General features: G+C 49.9%; 25 protein-coding genes. 13 read left to right on the plus strand and 12 right to left on the minus strand.

Annotated elements, in window-relative coordinates; translation table 11 throughout:
- Nucleotides 1-2: 2 nt before the first annotated feature.
- The 3 genes from B9Z35_RS05595 to B9Z35_RS05605 are packed head-to-tail and all read left to right on the plus strand — an operon-like array spanning nucleotide 3 to nucleotide 5171.
- Nucleotides 3-3758, plus strand: coding sequence for an SNF2-related protein (locus B9Z35_RS05595; RefSeq protein ID WP_233246475.1), 3756 nt, complete (start codon nucleotides 3-5; stop codon nucleotides 3756-3758).
- A gap of 18 nt (nucleotides 3759-3776) precedes the next feature.
- Nucleotides 3777-4256: a hypothetical protein gene (locus tag B9Z35_RS05600; RefSeq protein ID WP_108282624.1), complete on the plus strand. Its 480-nt coding sequence runs from the start codon at nucleotides 3777-3779 to the stop codon at nucleotides 4254-4256.
- Nucleotides 4257-4295: 39 nt separating this feature from the next.
- Nucleotides 4296-5171, plus strand: coding sequence for a GIY-YIG nuclease family protein (locus tag B9Z35_RS05605; protein ID WP_108282625.1), 876 nt, complete (start codon nucleotides 4296-4298; stop codon nucleotides 5169-5171).
- 1 nt (nucleotide 5172) lies between these two features.
- Here B9Z35_RS05605 and B9Z35_RS05610 read toward each other — a convergent pair whose 3' ends face one another.
- Both B9Z35_RS05610 and B9Z35_RS12880 read right to left on the minus strand, forming a co-directional pair.
- Nucleotides 5173-5967, minus strand: coding sequence for an NUMOD3 domain-containing DNA-binding protein (locus B9Z35_RS05610; protein WP_108282626.1), 795 nt, complete (start codon nucleotides 5965-5967; stop codon nucleotides 5173-5175).
- A gap of 12 nt (nucleotides 5968-5979) precedes the next feature.
- Entirely contained in the window at nucleotides 5980-6921 is a 942-nt protein-coding gene (locus tag B9Z35_RS12880; protein WP_146178952.1) for a hypothetical protein, read from the minus strand.
- A gap of 174 nt (nucleotides 6922-7095) precedes the next feature.
- Between B9Z35_RS12880 and B9Z35_RS12955 the strand changes: the two genes are divergently transcribed.
- The 8 genes from B9Z35_RS12955 (at nucleotide 7096) to B9Z35_RS05650 (ending at nucleotide 13461) form a co-directional block, all read left to right on the plus strand.
- On the plus strand, nucleotides 7096-7233 hold the full coding sequence (locus B9Z35_RS12955; protein ID WP_158268117.1) for a hypothetical protein: 138 nt from the start codon (nucleotides 7096-7098) through the stop codon (nucleotides 7231-7233).
- A 251-nt stretch (nucleotides 7234-7484) separates the two neighbouring features.
- Entirely contained in the window at nucleotides 7485-7883 is a 399-nt protein-coding gene (locus tag B9Z35_RS05620; protein ID WP_108282628.1) for a nuclear transport factor 2 family protein, read from the plus strand.
- 90 nt (nucleotides 7884-7973) lie between these two features.
- Nucleotides 7974-8234, plus strand: coding sequence for a translation initiation factor IF-1 (gene infA / locus B9Z35_RS05625; RefSeq protein WP_108282629.1), 261 nt, complete (start codon nucleotides 7974-7976; stop codon nucleotides 8232-8234).
- Nucleotides 8235-8259: 25 nt separating this feature from the next.
- Entirely contained in the window at nucleotides 8260-8880 is a 621-nt protein-coding gene (locus tag B9Z35_RS05630) for an FMN-binding negative transcriptional regulator (RefSeq protein WP_108282630.1), read from the plus strand.
- Nucleotides 8880-9899 (plus strand): tRNA adenosine(34) deaminase TadA, encoded by a 1020-nt coding sequence (tadA, locus tag B9Z35_RS05635; RefSeq protein WP_233246476.1) that lies wholly within the window; start codon nucleotides 8880-8882, stop codon nucleotides 9897-9899. The genes B9Z35_RS05630 and tadA overlap by 1 nt, the downstream gene beginning before the upstream one ends.
- Before the next feature lie 2 nt (nucleotides 9900-9901).
- A complete protein-coding gene (locus tag B9Z35_RS05640) occupies nucleotides 9902-10576 on the plus strand; it encodes a methyltransferase (protein WP_108282632.1) in 675 nt (224 codons plus the stop codon).
- A gap of 35 nt (nucleotides 10577-10611) precedes the next feature.
- Entirely contained in the window at nucleotides 10612-11541 is a 930-nt protein-coding gene (locus tag B9Z35_RS05645) for an LD-carboxypeptidase (RefSeq protein WP_108282633.1), read from the plus strand.
- 15 nt (nucleotides 11542-11556) lie between these two features.
- A complete protein-coding gene (locus B9Z35_RS05650; RefSeq protein WP_108282634.1) occupies nucleotides 11557-13461 on the plus strand; it encodes an acyltransferase family protein in 1905 nt (634 codons plus the stop codon).
- 89 nt (nucleotides 13462-13550) lie between these two features.
- Here B9Z35_RS05650 and B9Z35_RS05655 read toward each other — a convergent pair whose 3' ends face one another.
- The 5 genes from B9Z35_RS05655 to mltG are packed head-to-tail and all read right to left on the minus strand — an operon-like array spanning nucleotide 13551 to nucleotide 17717.
- Nucleotides 13551-14216: an ankyrin repeat domain-containing protein gene (locus B9Z35_RS05655; protein WP_108282635.1), complete on the minus strand. Its 666-nt coding sequence runs from the start codon at nucleotides 14214-14216 to the stop codon at nucleotides 13551-13553.
- A complete protein-coding gene (locus tag B9Z35_RS05660; protein ID WP_108282636.1) occupies nucleotides 14213-15007 on the minus strand; it encodes a TatD family hydrolase in 795 nt (264 codons plus the stop codon). The genes B9Z35_RS05655 and B9Z35_RS05660 overlap by 4 nt, the downstream gene beginning before the upstream one ends.
- A gap of 8 nt (nucleotides 15008-15015) precedes the next feature.
- Nucleotides 15016-16035, minus strand: a complete 1020-nt coding sequence (locus B9Z35_RS05665) for a DNA polymerase III subunit delta' (RefSeq protein WP_108282637.1) — start codon at nucleotides 16033-16035, stop codon at nucleotides 15016-15018.
- 13 nt (nucleotides 16036-16048) lie between these two features.
- Nucleotides 16049-16690 (minus strand): dTMP kinase, encoded by a 642-nt coding sequence (gene tmk / locus B9Z35_RS05670; protein ID WP_108282638.1) that lies wholly within the window; start codon nucleotides 16688-16690, stop codon nucleotides 16049-16051.
- Nucleotides 16691-16715: 25 nt separating this feature from the next.
- On the minus strand, nucleotides 16716-17717 hold the full coding sequence (gene mltG / locus B9Z35_RS05675; RefSeq protein WP_108282639.1) for an endolytic transglycosylase MltG: 1002 nt from the start codon (nucleotides 17715-17717) through the stop codon (nucleotides 16716-16718).
- 50 nt (nucleotides 17718-17767) lie between these two features.
- Here mltG and B9Z35_RS05680 point away from each other — a divergent pair, with 50 nt between their 5' ends.
- Nucleotides 17768-18706 carry a folate-binding protein YgfZ gene (locus tag B9Z35_RS05680; RefSeq protein ID WP_108282640.1) on the plus strand — a complete coding sequence of 313 codons (939 nt, stop codon included), beginning with the start codon at nucleotides 17768-17770 and terminating at the stop codon, nucleotides 18704-18706.
- Nucleotides 18707-18718: 12 nt separating this feature from the next.
- On the opposite strand, the gene B9Z35_RS05685 is transcribed toward B9Z35_RS05680, so the two are convergent.
- The 4 genes from B9Z35_RS05685 to B9Z35_RS05695 all read right to left on the minus strand — a co-directional run bounded on the left by B9Z35_RS05685 (nucleotide 18719) and on the right by B9Z35_RS05695 (nucleotide 21898).
- Complete coding sequence (locus tag B9Z35_RS05685; RefSeq protein WP_146178953.1) at nucleotides 18719-19441, minus strand: hypothetical protein; 723 nt, start codon at nucleotides 19439-19441, stop codon at nucleotides 18719-18721.
- A gap of 73 nt (nucleotides 19442-19514) precedes the next feature.
- Nucleotides 19515-20360, minus strand: a complete 846-nt coding sequence (locus B9Z35_RS12885; RefSeq protein WP_146178954.1) for a hypothetical protein — start codon at nucleotides 20358-20360, stop codon at nucleotides 19515-19517.
- 202 nt (nucleotides 20361-20562) lie between these two features.
- A complete protein-coding gene (locus B9Z35_RS05690; protein WP_158268118.1) occupies nucleotides 20563-20934 on the minus strand; it encodes a GNAT family N-acetyltransferase in 372 nt (123 codons plus the stop codon).
- 10 nt (nucleotides 20935-20944) lie between these two features.
- On the minus strand, nucleotides 20945-21898 hold the full coding sequence (locus B9Z35_RS05695) for an alpha/beta hydrolase (RefSeq protein ID WP_108282643.1): 954 nt from the start codon (nucleotides 21896-21898) through the stop codon (nucleotides 20945-20947).
- A 39-nt stretch (nucleotides 21899-21937) separates the two neighbouring features.
- On the opposite strand from B9Z35_RS05695, the gene B9Z35_RS05700 reads away from it, so the two are divergent.
- Nucleotides 21938-23095: an iron-containing alcohol dehydrogenase gene (locus tag B9Z35_RS05700; RefSeq protein ID WP_108282644.1), complete on the plus strand. Its 1158-nt coding sequence runs from the start codon at nucleotides 21938-21940 to the stop codon at nucleotides 23093-23095.
- A gap of 14 nt (nucleotides 23096-23109) precedes the next feature.
- Here B9Z35_RS05700 and B9Z35_RS05705 read toward each other — a convergent pair whose 3' ends face one another.
- Complete coding sequence (locus tag B9Z35_RS05705; RefSeq protein ID WP_108282645.1) at nucleotides 23110-23565, minus strand: hypothetical protein; 456 nt, start codon at nucleotides 23563-23565, stop codon at nucleotides 23110-23112.
- Nucleotides 23566-23658 lie beyond the last annotated feature (93 nt).

Consider the following 23658-nt stretch of genomic DNA (forward strand, 5'->3'; position numbering starts at 1 on the left):
TGATGCTGAACTTTTTCAAGAAATCGCATACAGACGCACAAGGTCAGCCATGGTTTGTTCAGACTAAAGCTGAGGGCTTGTTGTTGAACAAAAAGAGCACTGGCAAGAAAATTGATTACCAATTTATTGAACCTTTAATCACACAGCTTCAAGACACTGGTCTAGGCGTGATGATTGATGAAAGCTTTCTCCTAAGCTGGGACGATCTCTACCAAGCATCTGCCTTGGGCGAATACGAAGATTTAAGCGAAATTCTTAACGTACCAGAAACAACCAAAGCTACGCCAACACTAGTGAGCTTTGGATCTTTAACAGACTCTAACTTTGAAGTTGCCATTTCGCATTGGCAAGATGCCTCAGCCCGAGAGATACGCCCAACCCTTTACGGGGCTGTACTCACCGAGAACAGTAAACCGCAGCTACTCAAAAAAGAGCAATGGGAACTTGTCAAGATTGTTAAGTCCTTTGCGTCAAGAGCAACCGATGAACGATCAGATTTGTTTCATCGAACGCAATGGGGAAAGATACGTCGCCTAGCCCTTAATGCCGACGCACGTCTTGATTCCTTTCTACGTGCGAGTATTGTTCTAACTCCTGAGAAGTTGAAGATTGCGCTTAACAAGTCTCAGGCTGTAGGTTGCGATTCTGTAATTGAAGTCATCCCACACTTTGATGACGCTCCTGATTCATGGATCTCTAGGTTTGATGCGAACACGTCTGTCTTAGATCGATATGACATTCCTACGGAAGACGGAATTACCCAAGTCATCCTCTCGCCTGAAGTTAAAGCAGTACTTAACGAAATTAAGAAGATGCCCGGTCGGATGGTCGCAGGATCAAGGGCGCAAGCCTTTTTGGTCAATCCATTTGCCGCACTCGGTGACGATGCTTCAAACGTAATTGAAGAAGGTCAATTTCAGAAAGCCAAGGAAGATGCGGGTATCTTTTTTGAGAGATTTAGCCCAATCGTCGAAAGAAATGATTTCGGAAAAGTTGAACAACTTGGCTTGTCTATTGAGAGCCCACGCTCCAATGGAGATTCCTCAATTTATCGTGAGCTACTTGAAGACTCAGAGCTTGAAGAATTTATCAGCAAAGCACAGCGTTCAATTGATAAAGAACTGAAGCTCATTGCTTGGGATGGCTATGACCTTGAAGTTAATCCTGATACGCAATCACATATCAAAATTCTTAACGAAGCACTTCAAGAAAAACTATCTCTTTCGCTCGCAATTAAGTACGACGATGTTCATGATCTATCCCAATACTCCGATCGCATCGTTGATATTGGTATTGAAGAGCCTTACTACTCTCCTTTCATCGCAAAGAAGGATGCTGATATCGGATGGTTTCCCGAGAACGTGATTCCGTTAATCACGTTCACTCCTACTGGCGAAACTGAATCAATTGCCGTACCGATAAATAAAGAAACACTAACGGTGCTTCAAAAGAAACTTGATGAAGCAAAGTTAACTAAGCAGGAGACGATAACTGTTTCTGGCTTAGATCATCCTTTCTCGATATCTGACGCTGAACGCATTGTCCAAACGTTCACAGAGGTCTGGGCTGACGTAGCTGAAGGGAAATTCAAAGAGCCTAGAAAGAAGACTGCTGATACCACCGATAAACCAGCAAACAATAAAAAGACCCTTGTTCTTCGTTCAAATATCGAGAGCGTTGGCTACATTGAGCGAAGAGCCTTAGCGCTAAGCACTGATTTGGCTCCCGCCGTGATTCCTTCCACAATGAGCCCAGAAGCCAGCCTTCTGGAGCATCAGCGTCAAGGTGTAGCTTGGCTTCAACATCTCTACAAGCTACAGAACGAATTCAATGTTCGAGGAGCACTCTTAGCTGATGACATGGGTCTAGGCAAGACTTTTCAACTTCTGACATTGATGGCTTGGATTCTTGAACAGAATCCAAATTCTGAGCCAATACTGATCGTTGCTCCACTCTCTTTATTAGAGAACTGGAAAGATGAAGCTGAAAAGTTCTTTCCGAATACATTTGAAATCTTGACTGCCTATGGTGATGCCCTCGCACCTATGCGTATAAAGCGAGAAGAAATTGACGCACGACTAAAAACTGAAGATGGCCTAGTCAAGTTCTTACGCCCGGGTTGGATTAAAAGCGCAAAGGTAGTCCTGACAACCTACGAAACACTGCGCGATCTCGAGTTCTCATTTGCGCAACAAAAGTGGGCACTGATGATTTGCGATGAAGCTCAAAAAATCAAGAATCCTGCGGCAATGGTCACACGCTCAGCTTGGCGACAAAACGTTGCGTTCCGCATCGCTTGTACTGGCACTCCCGTAGAAAACACCCTGACTGACATTTGGTCACTTTTTGAGTTTTGCCAACCGGGAATGCTAGGACCACTTAATGATTTCGGAAGAAATTACCGTAAGCCGATTGAGATTGACTCACGTGATGTAGAGGGAGCTGAGATGCTTGCTCAACTTCGCCTGCTGATAGAGCCGCAGCTATTGCGCAGAACCAAAGCTGAAGTCGCCAAGGATCTACCAAGCAAGATTATTGTTGACAGTTGTAGACGCCTACCGATTTCTTCTATTCAGCGTTCGCTATATGCCAAGGCCATTGAGGACTTCAACAAGAGGAATGATCCAAGCTTTACCTCACCATTCAAGAACCATCTTGGTTTGCTTCAGTACATACGTCTTTTATGTACTGATCCAAGGCGCTATGGATTGAGTGTTTTCAAGCCAGAACCAATTAAGCAGTACCGCGAAGCTTCACCGAAACTTGACTGGCTACTCAAGCAACTGATTGACATAAAAAAGAAGGATCAGAAGGCGATTGTTTTTTGTGAATTCAAGAATATTCAACGCTTGCTTCAGCACTACATCCGTGAACAATTTGATTTTGATGCTGACATCATTAACGGTGATACCAGCGCATCGGCGGGACATGACCTTAGTCGTCAAAAGCGAATCAAAGCATTTCAAGCTAAACCCGGATTTGGAGTCATCATCCTCTCCCCGGTTGCTGTTGGATTTGGTGTCAACATTCAAGAAGCAAACCATGTCGTTCATTACATGCGGACATGGAACCCTGCGAAAGAAGACCAAGCAACGGATCGGGCATATCGAATCGGTCAGAAAAAAGACGTTTACGTCTATTACCCCGTAATCACTAGCGACGACTTTACTACCTTTGATGAAAAGCTAGATCGATTGCTGGAACACAAGCGATCACTCGCAGGCGATGTCCTTAACGGATGCCCTGATGTAACGATGGCAGACTTTGCTATAGATGAAATCGTTCCAGCAGATTTCGCGAAAGACCTAGACGACACCGTCACCCTAGATGTTGCCCTTCAAATGGATTGGCGCTTGTTTGAAGGCTTAGCTGCTGCTCTTTGGGCCAAGCAAGGCTTCTCTAACGTTTACTGTACGCCTAGGTCTGGTGACAATGGCGTTGACGTTGTTGCTCTTAAAGGCAACGAGGGCGTTCTGATTCAGACGAAAAGCTCTGGCATTGATGGATACAAGCATGGCTGGGACACAGTCAAAGAGGTTATCGCAGGCCATGCCTACTATCAAAGACGGCATCCGGGCGTAACATTTCAACTAGTCGGCCTCAGCAATCAGTTCTTCAACTCGCATGCGTATGAGAACGCAAACCTGAATGGAGTCATGCTAATTGGTCAAGATGAACTGTCTGGCTTACTAGAACGTTTCTCAGTCAACCTTGCTGAAGTCGAGCGATTTGTATACGCTGACGAGCAGGTGGTTTAATTTTTGGAATCTTGCTGTATGGATGAGTACCTGCTTGAGATTAGATATTTGGTCGATGATCTTGGTGATATTGAGATTGATAATGGCTTAGTTCGCTTAGAGCGAATGCGTGGCTTTGAATATGTACTAATGATTCATCTGCCCGGTGCTTATTACAAGACTGAAGATTCATCAACTCTTTCAATCCTTCATGACAACAAGAAACTTTTCTCTAGAGTGCTTAGCTCTTTTGAGTGTCGTTTGGTGCTTGAGGCTGTAAGCACTATCAAGTTTTCATTTGACTCTTCGGAAAACCTTACCGGTAAAGATCCGCAAGATAGCTATAGCGTCTCCTTAAAGAGAGGCACGGCCATAATGTCCTTTGCTTGGGCAGATGGTGAGCACATTACAAATGATGCCGAATTACTTTCCTCATTGATGAAGTTAGTAGAGCTCATCGGTGATCTTGAACCTATTGACTATGAAGGTTTTGGGTTTGAATTTCCCGTTAAGCTGTAGTCGTAATTACTTGTACACACTTATTGGATTGAGCTTGCGATGAAACCAGCCGTTGGTCGTGTTTACGTTTTAAGCAACAAGGCAATGCCAGGTCTTTTAAAGATCGGGTACACCATGAACACTGTGGAAGGGCGCGTCAAAGAACTTTCGAGCGCAACAGGCGTTCCATCGGAGTTCTTCATTGAATACCAAGTTGAGTGTCGTGATGCTGCTGGTGTTGAAGCTCTCGTACACGAATCATTTCATAGCTTACGGCACAACAATAGTCGCGAGTTTTTCTCTATTCCATTGGCGGATGCTGTCGATGTAATCCGCAAACACGCTAAGGAAATAATCGACGAGGAAATCCTTGGTCAAATTGATACGACCGTCACTGTTAACAAGTCTGCTGTGACGTACTACTTAGTAAGAGTTAACAGTTCAAAAAATATTTTTAGAGTTGGATTGATCAAAGAGGGGCTTAATTTTCTAAATACAGAAGAATTCAAATCAATGGTGATAGAGCTGTACAACCATTTCGATTCAAACTTTTTTTATGAATGCGAAGTCGTCCAATCTAAAGAGTTCTTTTACATAGATGATGAATCATTGGAAAAGATGAAAGATCTTTTAGATGGAAATATCAAAAGACTAAAAACACTTAATCGTTATATTTTTGAAACTGAAGGTTTCTATCGTGCTAAAGAGTTTCATCCTCGCCTTAATGGCAAGTACGATCTCAGAACGCTTCCTTTTAAAGATTACAAGGAATCATTCCCACTTCAAATATACAACTCGTCTTTGTCTTTAATTGAGCCAATTGCCCAAGCTTGTTTGGATAAAAATGCTCCAGAAGTGGCGCAATCAGATATCTCAGAAGTTACCAATCTTGAAAAACCAAACAGGCTAGATTTAATTAAAGAACTGGGTATTTAAATCACTTATGTCTTGCTTCAATGTGCCGAGCAAGCATATGTGGCGCACAAGGCATTCCACACTGTGGGCAATCCGTTTTCACCTTAGGCTTACGCATTCGTGCCTTGGTCTCTTCAGACTTCTTGATCCCTTTTCCTGAGGCCGAAATCTTGGCTTTATGTTCTTCAGTCAGTACCTTGCCTTGATGAGCGGCTTTCATCTTGGCAATGGCTTCTTCTGTGTGTCTGAAGCCTTTCTTAATCTGAGAAAGCAGGGCTTTATGCTCAGCACTAAGCGGACCATTTACACGTCCAGTTAGTTTTGCGCTGATCTTCTTTCGCTGTTCTTCTGAGGGTGATATGCCTATTCTCTGGCCCTTAAGTGACTGACCAATCTTATTTCGGGCTTCTTCAGACTGACGAAAGCCTTTGCGGCTTTCAGTTCGCTTGTCGATTGAGCTCTTCTCGAATTTTCGCCCGACCTGCCAAGCTCCCATCTTTTCACGATGCTCTGGACTGAACTGCTTGCCTCGCATTGACCACTTGCCATCACCGTTATGTTTATTGAAGCTCTGAGGATCGTCTTTGGCGTTTAGCTCATCAAGAAGCTTTGCTTCTATGAAGAAGACCTCAACGGGTTCACTTGTGAAAAGGATCTCTCGTTGCCAGCCTGAGGGGTTAGCTTGAATTAACGGCTTAACGACTTTGCTTGAGCAGATGTAGCCATCTTCAGGATGACAGCCGCGAGCGCCTCTGGCTCCGACGTACCACTTACCTGTGGCAAGTTCAGTCCATTTGTAAACGTAGGCCAGCGTCATTTCTAGAACCGATTACTTGCCGTTCTTACGCTGGTTAATAGACTTAGATAAGAGGGTGGAGATCTCTACTTTTCGTTTCATGTCATTAGCATTAGAAATCTGCTCTCGAATGATAATGTCTATGGCAGTCCTTAGATTCTCGAATTCTTCCGCACATTGTTGTTCTGAAAGTTCATGAACCCCTAAGCTCAACAGCGTATACAAGTGGGGATGATCAACTAAAAACTTCGGAAGATATTGCTTAAGGAGTTGTATTTTTTGGCTGGTTTTTCCTGCGTCGTAGTCTTCCCAGCTAGTTAACTCATGCTCTGCTATGTGTTGAGCTTTTGCGGCATCAAGCATACTTTCAAAGACTCTTCGAAGGTATACACATGAAGCAACGTGGTATCCATGTGAGTGGGTTTGAATTGCTCGTACAAAGTCGTTTGCCTGTTCTTTTGACAGCCCAATTGACAAAGACCCGAGTACAGTTTTTTGAAAATCAAAAAGCGAAGGTGTCTGTCCAACTTTAGTAATGAATGAGCGCTCTAATGCTTGTTGCGGCGCTTCACTAGTCACATCTTTTTCAGAGATACCGTGCTTATGTTTGCTGGTTGATTCATTGGGCAACTTACCTGTGTCAAAGTAGTAGGTCGCTAGGTGTGAGGGGTCCCTTGAACATTGGGTGATAAGTTGGAATTTTCCATACCAGAGTGTCGTTGATGCGCCTCCGTTAAAGTGACCTGGGCTTATCGGTCCTACGCTTGCTTTTTCTAATTTGTGCCGTAAAGATGTTTCATCGGAAACAATCAATTTCCATGTTGAATCTTTGTCGCAAAGTGGACAGTAAAGATCAAATCTATGCTCATGTACCCGAATACTTCTAGCAACGGTGTTCAGATCTTTTGAAGCGCATGGGAATTTTTTGTACAGCGGAGCCCCGACAAGTTGAACTAGAAATTCTTGTGAAGTCATGCGGATTCCTATTTGATTTTGTTCATTATGCTAATTTTTCAATTGGTACTAGCAGTGGGAAGGTCGACTAAGACTGATGAGATGATTCAGAAAGTGTCAGACACTACAAGCGTCTCATCTGACGGTACAACCTACACAAAGATGGGTTCGACAACTGTAGGTAGTGACGGCTCAATGTTTACTCAGATGGGCAGTTTCAGCACTGACGGCAGTACACGCATGGGAAGCACAGCGACTGGTTTGGGCTCTGTGTTCAACGATAGCAAGCCAGATCGTTTTGGTTTCGATGCCGACGACGATGACAAGTGGTGAGCAGTTAGCCGCTCAAACCCCTAGGTTCTTTGCCTAAAAAATGGCTTCAAAAAAGCCGCACATCGTGTAACCAAAATCCTGTAAAATCCTTGTAAATCAAGGGTTTGTAGGGCTTTTGGATTTTTTATTTTTCTTACCTTAGTTACACAAATGTTACACACGTCTTTTTGCGCCGCTACAGCCCGCATAAACACAGGGCCTGTAAGTTGGGTGACTATGGAGTGGGAATAACTCTCGAAGGACACCTTGTAATGACACATCCAAGCCAAAGCAATTCGAAACTGACAGCAGAGCAGCTGGCAGCCTGCGCGCCGATTGAAAAGTATTTTCTGGGCCATGCGCATGACGATGCGAGCTATATGCGTCAAGCGTTTTTGCCCAGCGCCCACATCGAATCCATGCGCGAAGGTGTGTTTACCTCGTGGCCGCTCAACATTTACTGCGAGCGCTTTGGTGGCAAACCAGCGTCTGACGAAGCCACGCGCCGCCGCAGCATTGATTGGATTGAAGTGGCTGGGTCAGCCGCCAGCGCACGCGTGACGCTGGTCCACGGTGCGATGACCTTTACTGACTACTTCGTGCTGCTGCAAACCCAAGACGGCTGGAAAATCGCGAACAAGGCCTTCGTGGGCAAGTCCACCCAGGCATAAATCTGCACAACGCCAAAGGTCCTACAATCGTAGGCTGTTAGCAATTGCCCGATTTGGGCTTGAATTTTTTAATTAGAGAACACTGAGTACATGGCAAAAGAAGAAATGATCGAAATGAAGGGTGTCGTACACGAGGTCTTGCCCGACTCTCGTTACCGCGTCACCCTGGAAAACGGTCACTCACTGATCGCATACACCGCAGGCAAAATGCGCCTGCACCGCATCCGCATCATCGAAGGCGACAAGGTCACGGTTGAACTGTCTCCTTACGACATGAACAAAGCTCGCGTGACATTCCGTCACATCGAAGGCAAGGCCCCAGGCGGCCCAGCCGTTAAACGTCGTTTCTAAACGGACCGCGTTGCGGTAATTTTGCGTGTACCTGCCACCGCAGTTCAATGCCAAGGATGAGGCTCATGCGCTCGCTCTTATGCGGGCGCATCCATTTGCAAACCTCATCAGTGTGGACGACACGGGTTTCCCGTTTGTCACACATCTTCCTCTTCATTTGACGCAGAAAAATGGCGAGCATGTGTTGCTGGGCCACTGCGCTAAACCCAATCCCCATTGGCGTTATTTACAAGCACGCCCCCAAGCTTTGGTCGCGTTCATGGGCCCACAGGCTTATATGTCACCCAAGGTCTACCCAGATCTGACGCGTGTGCCCACTTGGAGTTACCTGGCTGTTCATGCCAAAGTCGAGGCGACGTTGGTCGAAGAGCCTGAAGCCAAAGACCGTTTGCTCAAGCAACTCATTGGCGATCACGAGCCGCCTTACGCTGCTCAGTGGCGTGGTTTGGGCGAAGACTACCAACACAAGATGCTCAATGGCATCGTGGCGTTTGAGCTGCGCATCACAGAGCTGCAATGCAAGCTCAAACTCAACCAACACAGACCCGAATCCCACGCCGCCATGCATGCCGCATACGCGCAAGGCACACCCGATGAACAGGCCTTGGCCGAATGGATGGTCAAGCTCGGCATGGTCCAGCCGTGATGCATTCACCTGAAGATATTGGCTTCATGCAGCTGGCTCTGCGTCAAGCGCAAGCTGCTGCAGACGCAGGCGAAGTGCCCGTAGGTGCTGTGGTGGTGAGGGCAGGGCAGGTGATTGCTTCCGCCCACAACGCCCCCCTGGGCAGCCATGATCCAACCGCGCATGCCGAAGTTAACGCCATGCGATCCGCGGCCCAAGCGCTGGGTAACTACCGACTGGACGACTGCACCTTGTACGTAACGCTTGAACCTTGCGCCATGTGTAGCGGCGCTGCGCTGCATGCACGTTTCAAGCGTGTGGTGTTTGGTGCGACTGAGCCTAAAACAGGTGCGGCGGGTTCGGTGCTCAACTTGTTTGCGCACGAACAAATCAACCACCAAACACAAGTGACTGGCGGTGTGTTAGCCGACGATTGCGCACAAGTGTTGCAGGCCTTTTTTGAACAACGCCGTGCGCAACAGCAATTGAACAAAGTACCTTTGCGTGAAGATGCTTTGCGAACGTCTGATAGTCCGTTTGTAGGGCTGGATGTGCCTTTTTCGCTATCGCATTTCACAGCTGATTTGCCCGCATTAGACGGCTTGCGTTTGCATTGGTTTGATAACCGTCAAGACGGCCAATCTGCGCCGTACGTTTATTTGCATGGGCTCGACGGTTGGAGCGCGCAATACGCTGCTCAGTTGCAATCGTCAGAGCCAGTGATCGCGCTAGATTTGCCAGGCTTTGGCTTGTCCGACAAGCCTAAAAAAGTCGCAACCCATCGGATCGCTTGGCACTCACAAGTACTCAACGAGTTTTTGGCCAGTGTGCAGCCTGCACCTGTGGCCTTGCACGCGCCACGCGTGATGGCTCCCATCTTGGCCAAATTGGCTTTGCCGGTTCATTGGCTCGACATGCCCTCGCTGCCTGCGGCCCTGCGTGACGCCCCATATCCCGACCGTGGCCACATGGCCGGTCCTCGTGCTTTGAGCACCTTGCTGGCTGCGCCTGCACCCACACCACCGCCTGAACGAAGTTAATCATGCCTAACGCCACGCCACCCATCGGTTACGAAGTGAAGTTTCAGAGGGTCGGTGTAGGAGGCGGGGCAGATTTACAAATTCGCTCCTTGCTCGACAAGCAGCAGTTTTATGACCCATTGGGCTTGGCATTTGATGCCGGCATTTCATCGGCCACGTGGCCATTGTTTGGATTGGTGTGGCCCTCGGCCCAAAAGCTGGCAGATCTGATGCAGACCTGGGATCTCAAAGGCAAACGGGTGTTAGAAGTAGGGTGCGGTTTAGGCCTGGCCAGCTTGGTGGTGCATCGCCGCGAAGGCAATATCACCGCCAGCGATTGCCACCCTTTGACTGAGACTTTCCTCAAAGCCAATGTGCTGCTCAACGATTTACCGCCCTTGCATTACGAAACAGGCAACTGGGGCAGGGTGAACAAGGGCCTAGGCGCGTTTGATTTGCTCATTGCCAGCGATGTGTTGTACGAGCGCAGTCATCCGGCACAGCTCTCAGGCTTTATTGAAGAACATGCGGCAGAGGGTGCTGAAGTGCTCATCATTGACCCCAATCGTGGCAACCGCAGCGCGTTTCACAAAGACATGGCCAATATGGGTTTTGGTGTGTCTGAGATCATCATCAACGAGCCATTAGAAGATTTCAGCGCTTACCGAGGGCGCTTGCTTCATTACAAGCGCGGTTGAATGAATCGCGCCAGATTTGCCGCGACAATTGACCCATGGCTCATATTTACATCTATTCCCCCAGTGGCGCGGTGCGCGACAAAGCAGCTTTCAAACGTGGCTTCACACGCCTGAAAAAACTCGGCCATGAAGTTGAGATCGATGCAGATGCACTCAGCAGCCACACCCGCTTTGCAGGTGACGACGCCACCCGTTTGGCCGCGATTCATCGCGCAGCGGATAGTGGTGCTGATGTGGCCCTCATTTCTCGTGGTGGCTACGGCCTCACACGCATCTTGCCCAGCATCAAATACAAGCAAGTGGCCAAAGCCATTGCCAAAGGTACGCAGTTTGTGGGCTTGAGCGACTTCACAGCATTTCAAAATGCACTATTGACCAAAACTGGCGCAGTCACTTGGGCCGGTCCCGCCTTGGGCGAAGACTTTGGTGCAGAGCAACCTGACGACATCATGGAAGCCTGTTTTGACGACATGGTTAGCGGGCAGGGTGAAGGTGCGGGTTGGCAGTTGTCCAAACCTTGTGCTGCTGCTAATGAGAAACGTCGCCCTGGCGTTTGGGCGCACGATGCTGTGCTTTGGGGCGGTAACTTGGCCGTCTTGGTTTCTTTAATCGGCACACCCTATTTTCCGCAGATCAAAAACGGCGTGTTGTTCCTCGAAGATGTGGGTGAACATCCATACCGCATTGAACGCATGCTCACGCAGTTGTTGCATGCTGGCGTGCTGTCTCAACAAAAAGCCATCGTCTTGGGGCAGTTCAGCAACTACAAACTCACACCACACGACAAAGGTTTCAAACTTCAAAGTGTGATTGATTGGTTGCGTGCACAAATCAAAACGCCAGTGCTGACAGATTTACCGTTTGGTCATGTTTCAACCAAGCTATGTTTGCCTGTAGGCCAAAAGATCGATTTGGTGGTGGAAGGCAGAGATGCCTTGTTGTTGTGGGCGCATGGCGACCATTAAAAATTAGAGTACCCGATGCATTTGCCTTATCGTTCTGATATTGACGGACTGCGTGCTTTTGCAGTCAGCGTTGTTTTAATTTTTCATGCATTTCCGAGCCTGATACCTGGTGGTTTTGTTGGCGTGGATGTGTTCTTTGTGATTTCCGGATTTTTGATCTCGGGCATCATTTTCAAAGAGTTAGAAACATCGAGCTTTAGCTTTTCTAACTTTTACGCACGTCGTGTCAAACGAATTTTCCCAGCACTCATCACGATGCTGACGGCGTCTTATACGTTTGGTTGGTTTTTTTTGTTCAACGAAGATTTTCGCCGTCTTGGCAGTCATATCTTCCGCGCAAGCTTGTTTTTGTCAAACTTCATACTGTGGCGTGAAGCTGGATATTTCGACAATGCTGCAGAGACCAAGCCTTTGCTACACCTGTGGTCGCTTGGTATTGAAGAGCAGTTCTACATCGTTTGGCCCGTTATCTTGTGGATGTTTTGGCGATTCAAATCCATCCGTTTACCTTTGATTGCCCTGTTATCGCTGAGCTCGCTGTTTTGGAATATTTACCAGTCGCAGCTTGATTTGACGCACGATTTTTATTCCCCCCTGACGCGTTTTTGGGAGCTCTCAGCAGGCGCTTGGCTGGCTTTTCATGTGTCGCGCCAGCCGCAAACGCACAGGCACGCAAACCTCATCAGTGCTTTTGCGTTATTACTGTTGCTTGTTGCCGCATTTTTGATTGACAGCAAAAAAGCGTTTCCCGGTGGATGGGCATTGATGCCTGTGCTGGGGGCGGTGCTTTTGATCTATGCGGGGCCCACAGCTTGGTGCAACAAAGTTTTTTTCTCAAACCGTGTTGTGGTTTGGGTAGGTGCAATCAGTTACCCCTTGTATTTATGGCATTGGCCAGCACTGGCTTTTGCGCGAATCGTGGAGGGCACTACGCCATCTGTGGGTATTCGTTTGGGTGCTGTGGTCCTGTCTGTGGCATTGGCGTGGGTGACATTTGTTTGCATTGAAAAGCCCATCCGATTAGGCTGGAAAAGTGTATGGCGCACGCCTTTGTTGGTATTGACCATGGTAGCCATTGGCTATGTCGGATTAGCTTGTAAAAATGCTGGTGGGTATCCTTTGCGGCCGATCATGCAAGCACGTGTCGAAGCCAATATTGGTGACATAGGACACGAAACATTTCATGCATATTACGCCAAGCACTTCTTTGCCTGTGGAGACGCGCGTGTGCATGCTAAATCTGAGAAATGGGGCGACCTGGTTCGTTGCTTCCAAACTAAGCGTGACGCGCCTATTGATTTGGTGATGATTGGAGATAGCCATGCCGAGCATTTACTTTTGGGAATCGCGCATGCCTTGCCGCATCTAAATATTGCTGTTTATCCGCGTAGTGAGTTGCCATTTACAAACTCTAATGAATACACGGAAATTTTTGAAAGTTTGGTCAATGATCGTCACATTAAATACGTATTGCTAACCTCTATGTGGGCAGTTGCGCCTTTGAGCATTGATGAACGTACAAGCTTTCAAGCTAATTTGGCTTCCACCTTGACATTGTTGACAAATGCTGGAAAGCACGTAATTCTGACCACGGATACACCCAAATTTGGTTTTGACCCCCAGCGCTGCAAATACAACCATCCCTTGTCAGGGCTGAGTAACTGCTCAGAATCGAGTGAGGCCTACCGTCAAATTCAATCTTCTTATGTGCCATTATTTGAAGATGCACATAAACTGAATTCACACGTGAGCTTGATCTATTTTGATGATTTGTTTTGTACTGACGCTTTGTGCAGTATGGCTATCAATGGACGTATTTTGCTCAGAGATAACAATCATGTGAATGTGCTCGGATCACAAGTCATCGGGCAAGAATTGGCTAAACAAATACTTTTGATCGAACCTAAATTCAATCATTAAGAACTCTATAGTTTAATACGATGTATATTATGTAAAGTTTTTCAATCTAAAGAAAACAGCGTTATTTAGCGATTGGCTGATCGCTGCTTCTACTCTTTGATAGGGTTTTGTATAAACCATGCCTCTGTAAAGACTCGAATGTAAAAAGCACTTTGCTGTCTGTCACCACGCAAAGCCAAATCCAACGCACTAAAGTTACTGCTATTCACAAGTGTTGGGTCTGCACCTTCTTCTAGGAGCAACTTCACAGCAAGCGCAGGCGCTCCATAAGCAGCCATCATCAATGGCGTCGTTCCATCCTCTGCTTCACTGTCAATATACGCTTCGTTATCCAAAAGCAGTCGCATCATTTCGCGATGGCCTCGCGTCGATGCGTAATGAAGTGGCGTCCAACCAGGCTTATTGACATCTGCACCACGTTCAATAAGAAGCTTTGCAAGCTCCAAATGATTTGTAATTGCCGCTAGCATCAACGGTGTTTCACCAGCTAGATTTTGCACGTTAACTTGCGTTTGAGTATGCTTTGCCAAAACAAGTGCCGATTTAGGTGACTCTGATTGCAGCGCAACAATTAGCCCTGGAATACCTTTTTCATTAGGGGTATTTGGATCAAAACCGCGCGCTAACAAGCGTTCGATAGTTTGAGGTTTATCAAACGTAACAGCGGTAATAAAGTCATCATATGATCCGGCATTGGATAAGGAATATCCAATAAAAACATATAGATATAAAAAATACTTAAAGTATTTTCTCATTTCAAAACGCCATTAAAAAGTTGGTCAAAGTTGCGACTCGTAGCTTCTGCAACCTCTTCGACAGACATACCTTTGATCTCGGCAATCTGCATTGCCACAAACGGCACATAAGACGGATTGTTGGTCTTGCCACGGTGAGGTGACGGAGCCAAATACGGGCTGTCAGTCTCAATCAAAATCCGGTCCATCGGCACAAATTGCGCCACGTCACGCAAGTCTTGGGCATTTTTGAAGGTCAAAATCCCGGAGAAAGAGATGTACAGGCCGAGGTCCAAGCCCGCACGCGCCACGTCAGCTGTTTCTGTGAAGCAATGAAACACGCCCCCTGCACTGCCTGCTGATCCGTCTTCGCCCTGCTCTTTCAAAATCGCTACGGTGTCGGCCGACGAACTGCGGGTATGGATGACCAAAGGCAACTGGGTTTGCTGCGCCGCTTGGATGTGGATGCGAAAGCGGTTGCGCTGCCATTCCATGTCGGCCACGGTGCGCTCGCCCAAGCGGTAATAGTCAAGGCCAGTTTCGCCAATTCCCACGACTTTGGGCAGTTTGGCCCGACTAAGCAGGTCGTCAAGCGTGGGTTCTTGCACGCCTTCGTTATCGGGGTGTACGCCCACGGTGGCCCAAAAATTGTCGAATTGGGTCGCTAATCCGTGCACTTCAGGAAAGCGTTCCAGCGTGGTGCTGATGACCAAGGCGCGCGTGACTTGGGCCTTGGCCATGTCGTCGCGGATGGTGTGAATGTTTTCAACCAGCTCTGGAAAGTTCAGGTGACAGTGGGAATCGGTGAACATAGATTTATTTAGTCTTTGGCGCGCAAAGCGGTTTGCGCACGCGCCACCAAGGCTTCAAACATCAAGCCTGCGTTGTAAGGGTGTTCGGAGGTCCGAGCGCCATCCATCAAGTCTTTGGACCATTGGGTGAGCGAGCTCACAGTGCCTGCTGCGGGTAAATCTGCAGCCATAAAAAAGCGTGGTTCAGCCCCGCTGCGCAGAGCCAGCAGGTCGTGACAAAGCTTTTGCAGCATGGCGATGGCTTGCGATGGCGTGGCGTCTGACACTGCGCCCACATCTCCGCGCAACACAGCTTTGGGCAATGCAGCCCAGTGCGCTGCTTTTAGTCCAGTATTGGCCAGGTCGAGCGCGTCTTCGGGGCGACCACCGGCTGCGCGTAGCAACACAGCTGCGTCTGCCGCTGGTACTCCTTGGGTTTGTAGCCAGCTCAAAGCCTCAGCTTCAGTAGGCCAAACCATGGTGTGGGTTTGGCAACGGCTGCGGATGGTGGGCAGCAGCTGGTGCGCGGCTTCGCTGGCCAGCACAAAGCGGCATTCGCCTGGCGGCTCTTCAAGGGTTTTAAGGATGGTGTTGGCCGTCACATGGTTCATGCGCTCGGCGGGATATACAAACACCACTTTGGTCGATCCGCCTGAGCGGGTCTGCTGGCTAAACGCCACCATGTCGCGAGCGGCTTCGACGCGGATCTCTTTGCTGGGTTTACGCTTTTTGTCGTCTAGCTCTTTTTGAGTCTTCTCGTCCAAGGGCCAACTGAGTTCAAGCGCCAAAGCTTCGGGCATGAGTGTGCGCAGGTCTGCATGGGTGCGAACATCCACCGCGTGGCAGCTGCGGCATTGGTAACAAGCGCCCTGCTTCGTAGGCGCTTCGCACAACCATGCGCGGGCTAGTTCTAGGCCCAAGGTGTATTGGCCCAAGCCCGATGGGCCTTGCAGCAGCCATGCGTGGCCGCGTCGCTCTAGCAAGGTGGTGAGTTGGCCTTGCAGCCATGGGCTCAAGACGGGCCTCGCGTGTGTGGTGGTTTCGGTCATGCCGCGCTAGATCTCAATTCGAGCTCAACCAACCGCGCTGCACAAAGTTGAGGTGCAGTTGCTGCCACACGGCTTCACGGGTTTGGGCGGCATCTAGGCGCACGAAGCGTTTTGCATCGGCTTGGGCGCGAGCCGCATAGCCGTCTGAGACCTTTTGGAAGAACTCCACAGGTTGCGCCTCGAAGCGGTCTGGCACACGTGCACCGGCTAGGCGCACAGCGGCGATGGCGGGATCGAGTTCAAACCACACGGTCACATCGGGTTGGCGCAAACCGTTTGGTGTGCCTTGAACCCAAGCTTCTAATTGTTGCAACACGCCCAAATCAAAACCACGACCGCTGCCTTGGTAGGCAAAGGTCGCGTCGGTGAAGCGGTCACAAAGCACCACATCGCCGCGCGCTAAAGCAGGCTCAATCACATTGTGTAGGTGGTCGCGGCGGGCGGCGAATATCAGCAGAGCTTCGGTCAGCGAATCCATCGCGTCGTGCAGCACCATCTCGCGCAGTTTTTCTGCCAGTGGCGTGCCGCCGGGCTCGCGGGTGAGCGTCACTTGGCGGCCCTGCGCTTTGAAAGCAGCGGCCAAGCCATCGATGTGCGTGGACTTGCCCGCACCGTCGATGCCCTCAAAACTGATGAACAGACCTGTTTTTGTCATAGCCCGCTATTTTGCCTGTTCAGCATTACTGCCCTGAGGCTTTGCGCTGGTAACGATTGACAGCTGAGTTATGTTCTTCCAGCGTGGCGCTGAAGTGGCTCGTGCCATCGCCTTTGGCTACAAAGTACAACGCATTGCTCGGCGCAGGTTGCACGGCGGCCTTGAGGGCGTTGCGCCCAGGCATCGAAATTGGCGTCGGAGGCAAGCCTTTGCGTGTGTAGGTGTTCCATGGATGGTCGGTACGCAGATCAGCGCGGCGCAGGTTGCCATCGAAGCTGTCAAACATGCCGTAAATAACGGTTGGGTCGGTTTGCAGAGGCATGCCCAGCCCTAAGCGGTTGTGAAACACGCGGCTGATGGTGGTGCGGTCGCTTTCTCGGCCTGTTTCTTTTTCAACGATGCTGGCCAAGATCAAGGCCTCGTCGAGGGTTTTAATTTGAATGTCCGGCTGGCGTTGGCCCCAAGCGGCGGCCAGTTGCTTTGTCATCGCATTAGCTGCGCGTTGCATTACATGCAGCTCGGATGTGCCTTTGCCGTAAGTGTAGGTGTCGGGGAAAAACCGACCTTCGGGGGACACGCCTGGCATGCCCAGCCTGCTCATGAGTTCGTCATCGCTCAGCTCAGTGGCATCGTGCTTGAGGCCTTCGGCTTTGGCCAGTGCGGTGCGGAATTGGCGAAACGTCCAGCCGTCAATCAGGCTGATGGCTTTGAGGCTTTCTTCACCACGGGTGAGTTTGCGCAGCAAATCAAGCGGCGTATTGCCTTCGCTCAGTTCATAGCTGCCCGCGCGCAACTTGCGCGATTGGCCGCTGGCTCTGAAGAACGTATATAAAACCAGAGGTGGTGCATCAACGCCTGCATCTGCTACTGCTTGCGCAATGCCTCGCACAGGGGTTTGTGGCTCGATGGATATGTCTATCGTGGGAGTTCGCAGTGGCATGGGGGTCAACACCCACCAACCCGATACCCCTGACAACAAGAGGGTCAGAGTTAACACCGTCCAAAAGATTCGCTTGATGAGCCGCATCACAACCCTATGTCCAATCACGTTAATCCAAGGGGCATGATAATTCAGCTATGTCATTGAACACTTTTTCAGTCTCCGCGCCTCTGAACGGCATCGCACCCCTACCCCACCTAGGCATCATCCGAGCAGCAGGTTCAGACGCAGCCAGCTTTTTGCACAACCAACTCACCAACGATGTGTTGTTGATGAAAGAAGGTCAATCGCGTTTGGCCGCTTTTTGCAACGCCAAAGGCCGCATGCAAGCGAGCTTTGTGGTTTACAAGCGTTCTCCGGAAGAAGTGCTGCTAATTTGTCGTAAAGACTTGATTGCTCAGACTGTCAAACGAATGTCGATGTTTGTATTGCGCGCCAAAGCCAAGCTGAGCGATGCCACTGATGAATATCAGTTGTTGGGTTTGGCGGGTGATGCCGCGCTTGCTGCATTGAACGGAGCATCCGCAGATGCATGGCAATGCCATTCAGTTGGTATTGCCGATGTGTTGACCCTCTACCCTGCCCTAACCCAACCCCGTGCTTTTTGGCTTGCGCCCAAAGACGTCGCTGCCCCCACAGCTCCGAACCTCAGCGCAGACTTGTGGCAAGTGGGTGAAGTGATGAGCGGTATTGCGTGGGTTGAACTCGCCACCTTCGAAGCCTTTGTGCCACAGATGCTGAACTACGAATCGGTTGATGGTGTGAACTTCAAAAAAGGCTGCTATCCAGGCCAAGAAGTAGTGGCCCGCAGCCAGTTCCGTGGCACGTTAAAGCGCCGTGCGTTTATTGCGCAAAGCGCTGTGGCAATGGCTGCTGGTCAAGAAGTGTTTTCAAGCTTAGACGCCACCCAGCCTTGCGGCCTTGTGGCGCAGGCTGCGAACGATGATGCTAGCCATGTGGCGGTGCTTGAGTTGCAACTCAGCGCGACTGAGAACAGCAGTTTGCATTTAGGTTCGGCAGATGGCCCAGTGTTGAGCCTTCTGCCGCTGCCTTATGCGCTGCGCGACGACATTTGATGGTTGTATGGCTTAGAAGCGAACACCCGCTTTGATGCCCACAGACGAGTTTTTGCCTGTACGGTCGTACTCTGCAGAGAGGTTGAGCAACACGATGTTCCAGCTCACGCCCACAAATGATTTGCTTTGTGTGAAGCTCTCGTCGTTCTTGCCAGTGGCTTTGGCATTTGAATAAACCGTGCCCACACCCGCATAAGGTGTGAAACCTACAAAGCCTTTAGAGATCAACACATCTAGACCTGTGTTGTTCAACTCCATACCCGACACACCACCCATGCGGCTGTGGCTGGCGCGTACGGCGATGGCTGGTGTGATGGCATTGCCTTCTAGTAATGCATATTTGACGTGCATGCCAGTCGCTGAAACATTGGTTGAGGACACTTTGGAAACAAAGCCGCCCACATCCCAGCCGCCAGACAAGCCTTTGCTGAGTGAGAGTTTGGTTTGAGTCAGGTGGTCCATATTGCTGCCCGACACTTTGCTCCAAGCAGCACCCGCTTGTGTGTTGGTGAGTGATGCAGAAGCACTGACATCAAAGCCAGTGATGCCTAAGGGCGCAGCGGGTTCGATGGCCTTGGTGTTGGTTGTTGCAGCCAAGTCTTTGCTCAACGATAGGAATTCTGTTTGGTTGATTGCGCTGAAATTATTTATGTCACCTGAAATCGCATTTGTGCTGAAGGTCAATGTGGTTGCTATGGTCAAAGCTATGGGTAGCAGGCGATTGAAATTTTTCATAGATCGATATTTTTAAGTTTTGGCTGCGATCATTTTCGCACGGACATAAAAATCAATTCTTAATTTTTATCAACTAGTACAGAGTGAAGATGGGCAGCAATTGACCTTGACCGAAAGACTCAATAGTCGTGCCCAAACTGTTCATTTCGATCATCACACCCGTGCTGATTGAAGCAGAAATGTCCATGCCTTTTGTCGATCTCGTCACCGTTAGTGGCGTTGTCATCGGTATGACTGATATTGACTTATCGATCTCGCCAATGTCGTTCGGATTAGAGGTCGCCAACTTGTAATTTGATTTAACAAGGTACCCTGTCAGTACACCAAAATCTCGGCTCACGTCTCCGTTTCCTGCGCCATCAGCACCCAGGGCATTAGACACTTGTGTAGTGAATCCGTAACTTGAGCCTACGCTTGATCCGCAATCAACTAAATCACTGATGTGTCCTATGCGATTTGAATAAAAACGCCCTGCTCGTGACCAGCAAACCCTACCGTTTGTCGCAGTTTGGCCAACTGCTGGGTAATTTTGTCGATCTTGATCAAATTTCAAAATCGTTTTAATTTCTGAATACGGTGAAAGAACTGCAAATGAATATCCATAAGTTCCATTGGGTGGGCGTTTAACCACACCGTCGAGTTTGGTAGGGACTCCTTTGACTATTTTTACCCGAGCCCCCGAGCTGCTTTCAAAAATAATGGAACACTGAAAAAAATCAATCGCCGTGTTCGAGGTTGGAGCTGCGGGCGGGGATGCACACAATCCAAGCTTATAAATCGTGAGGTACAGCTCTTTAGGCTCTGCCATGCAGTTAGCGTTTGTGTCAGTGATTTCATCATTGACGATATTGCAGCTGGATTGTGCGTGTGCAGCTTGAGTTAAGGCAAGTAAAAAAATAGCAGACAAAATTTTGAGCATGCGTAAGGCCTTTTTAACTTAACGCCCAGTGGCTGTTACGGTGAAGTCTTCGTCCGAATTGCTACTGCTTCCACTTCCGCATGCACTGAGTAGGATCAGAAAAAAAGCAAGAGTGATGACTTTTAAAGTTGTAAACATTGGCACCTATTTATTGAGTAATCGTAAAAGGCTTTGTTGGTTTAGGTTTTGACTAAGATCAAGTTCATTTCCACATGCGGTATACGTAGAAGCCTTCAGCTGTGCGTTGCGCACTCAAGCGTACTTCTTTGTGACCACTTTGTCGGGCGCAGCGAATCAATGCTTGTAACAACCTTGCCCCATAACCGTTGCCTCGTGAATCTTTGATGACCGCCATGCGCCCAACCTTCGCCACATTTGTGGTGGGTTGAAGCAAGCGCGCATTTCCGAGTGCTTGGCCGTTCAAATCGAACAGCACCGCATGCAAAGCTGTTACATCATCCGCGTCCCACTCATCCTCGGGTGCGATGCCTTGCTCATGAACAAACACATTTGTGCGCACGGCTTGTGCCGCGTTTTGCATCAAAGCCCATTCGCCAATTTCGATGTAAGTCATTGACTTCAACTCACACTTCAAACGCATGACGCAATGCACGCGCAGCGTCTATGTGCGCTGTTAACGCCTCAGGAATGACGCGGCCCATTTGAATGAAGCTGTGCACCACGCCCTTGTAAATTTCTAAGTCCACTGGCACGCCGCTCAAACGCAGATGGTCTGCATAGGCGATGCCTTCATCCACGATGGGGTCGCACTCAGCCAAGCCTAGCCATGCAGGCGCAACGCCCGATACATCGGCCAACATAGGCGAAAAGCGTGGGTTTTCGCGGTCTGCTAGATTGGGTATGTAGTGGCCGTAAAAGTATTCGATGCTGGCTTTCTCTAACAAAAAGCCTTTTTCGAAGGTATCCGCTGACGCCAAGTACTCAGGCGAACATCCTGGGTAGAACATGAGTTGCAGCTTCAGGTCAATGCCTGCATCACGCGCTGCAATCGCGGTCGATGCAGTCAATGTGCCGCCTGCACTGTCGCCACCAATGGCTATGCGTGTGGTGTCTAACCCTAGGCTGGTTGCATTGGCTTCGAGCCATTGCAATGCATCAATCGCATCGTTGTGTGCAGTGGGAAATGTGTATTCAGGTGCGAGTCTGTAGTCCAGCGACACCACGGCACAGTGCGCCAAATGGGCCAAGTGTTTGCATAGCGCCTCATGGGTTTCGGGGCTACCTACCGTAAAGCCACCGCCATGAAAGTACAGCAGCACGGGTAAGTTGGGCTTGGCGTGTTCTGCCCAAAGTTTGGCGCGTATGGTGGCTCCATCGCGGGTGGGAATGTGCAGCGTGTCGTCACGCGCCATTTTGTGTGCATTGATTTCAAGCACGCCTGCACCGAGCGCGAAGGCTTGTTTGGCTTGCTCGGGCGTCAGCAACGCCATCGGCGGGCGACCTGCTTTGGCAATGGCATGAAGCACATTGCGCATGGCGGGGGTGAGCAGGCTTTGCGGGTTACGTGAGTGACTCATCTGGGTTTGCTTTTTTGGATTCGGCTTTTATAGTGTGCCATGGCTCAAATTCTCTACCTCACCAATATTCAGATTGACTTTGGCGTGCTCGCGACCCTTGGGGCCGAGTGCGAAAAGGCCAACATCAAACGCCCACTCATCGTGACCGACCAAGGTGTCAAAGCTGTGGGCATTTTGCAAAAGGCACTAGACGCTTTGCAAGGCATAGAGGTGGCGGTGTTTGATCAAACACCATCTAACCCAACCGAGGCCGCGGTGCGAGCCGCTGTGGCTTTCTATCACGCGCACCACTGCGATGGCCTGATTGCCGTGGGTGGTGGCTCTTCCATGGACTGCGCCAAAGGCGTGGCCATTGCCGCTACCCATGAAGGCCCTCTCAAAACTTATGCCACCATTGAAGGCGGTTCACTCAAGATCACACCTGCTGTGTCGCCCATCATTGCAGTGCCCACCACGGCAGGTACAGGCAGCGAGGTGGCGCGTGGAGCCATCGTGATCGTGGACGATGGGCGCAAGCTCGGTTTTCACTCGTGGCACTTGGTGCCCAAGGCGGCCTTGCTCGATCCCGAACTCACCCTCGGTTTGCCCCCCGCCCTGACTGCGGCCACCGGCATGGACGCCATCGCCCACTGCATGGAAACCTTCATGGCCGCGCCGTTCAACCCACCAGCTGACGGCATTGCGCTAGACGGCCTCACACGCGGCTGGGCCCACATCGAACGCGCAACCAACGATGGCCAAGACCGCGAAGCACGCCTCAACATGATGAGCGCCTCGATGCAAGGCGCTATGGCGTTTCAAAAAGGTTTGGGCTGCGTGCATTCGCTCAGTCACAGCTTGGGCGGCGTAAATCCACGTTTGCACCACGGCACGTTGAACGCGATGTTCTTGCCCGCTGTTGTGCGCTTCAACGCCGAAGCTGAGTCAGTTCAAAAAGAACGCCGTATGCAGCGCATGGCTTACGCGATGGGTCTAGGCGAAATACACCAAGCGCGTGATGCGTCCGAAGCCATTGCCCAAGCCATCACCGCGATGAATGCCCGTTTAAGTTTGCCCAAAGGCTTGGCCGAGATGGGCGTGGAAACGTCTTGGTTTGACAAAATCATCGAAGGCGCAATGGCCGACCACTGCCACAAAACTAACCCGCGTTTGGCCACAGCGCAAGAGTATCGTGAGATGCTGCAAGCGGCCATGTGATGGCCGCTGTTAGCTCATTTCTTCCAAGTGATGGAGTTCAGTACGCTGCCCTCTTTAGGGCCAAACGTGTAAAGCACCTTGCCATCGCGTTCTAGCAAGTAAGCGTCTTCACTGGTGCGATAAATTTTCACTTTGCGAGGCTGCGATGCCAGCACCAAGGGGCGAATGTCACCTTCAGGCGTGTGCACCACATCTAGAGGCCAAGGCTCAGCTTCTCCGGGCCAGTACAACTCGGCAGCTTTGACTTTGTTGCTGTTGGCGGGGGCCGTCAGCACAAAAGCATGAAGCGTTTGGTCTGGGTTGTAAGGCGTTGGGTCAAACGCAATGCCCGCCTCAAACACCTTCACACAAGCACCGCGTGCGGGTGACCACAGATAACCCGCGGTGGGAATGCAGCCATGTGCATCACGCTCTTGGCCTGCAGTGGGCGAGGCCGATTCGCTGGTGGCGCTACGTTGGCAGGCGGTCATTGACAGGGTGAGCATCAAGATAGATAGAACTGAAAACGATTTCATTTGGAATTAAAAGTAATACCAATTTATTCTATATTTTGAGCGGCACCC

It is taken from the genome of Limnohabitans sp. Jir61 (assembly GCF_003063545.1).
GTDB lineage: Bacteria > Pseudomonadota > Gammaproteobacteria > Burkholderiales > Burkholderiaceae_C > Limnohabitans.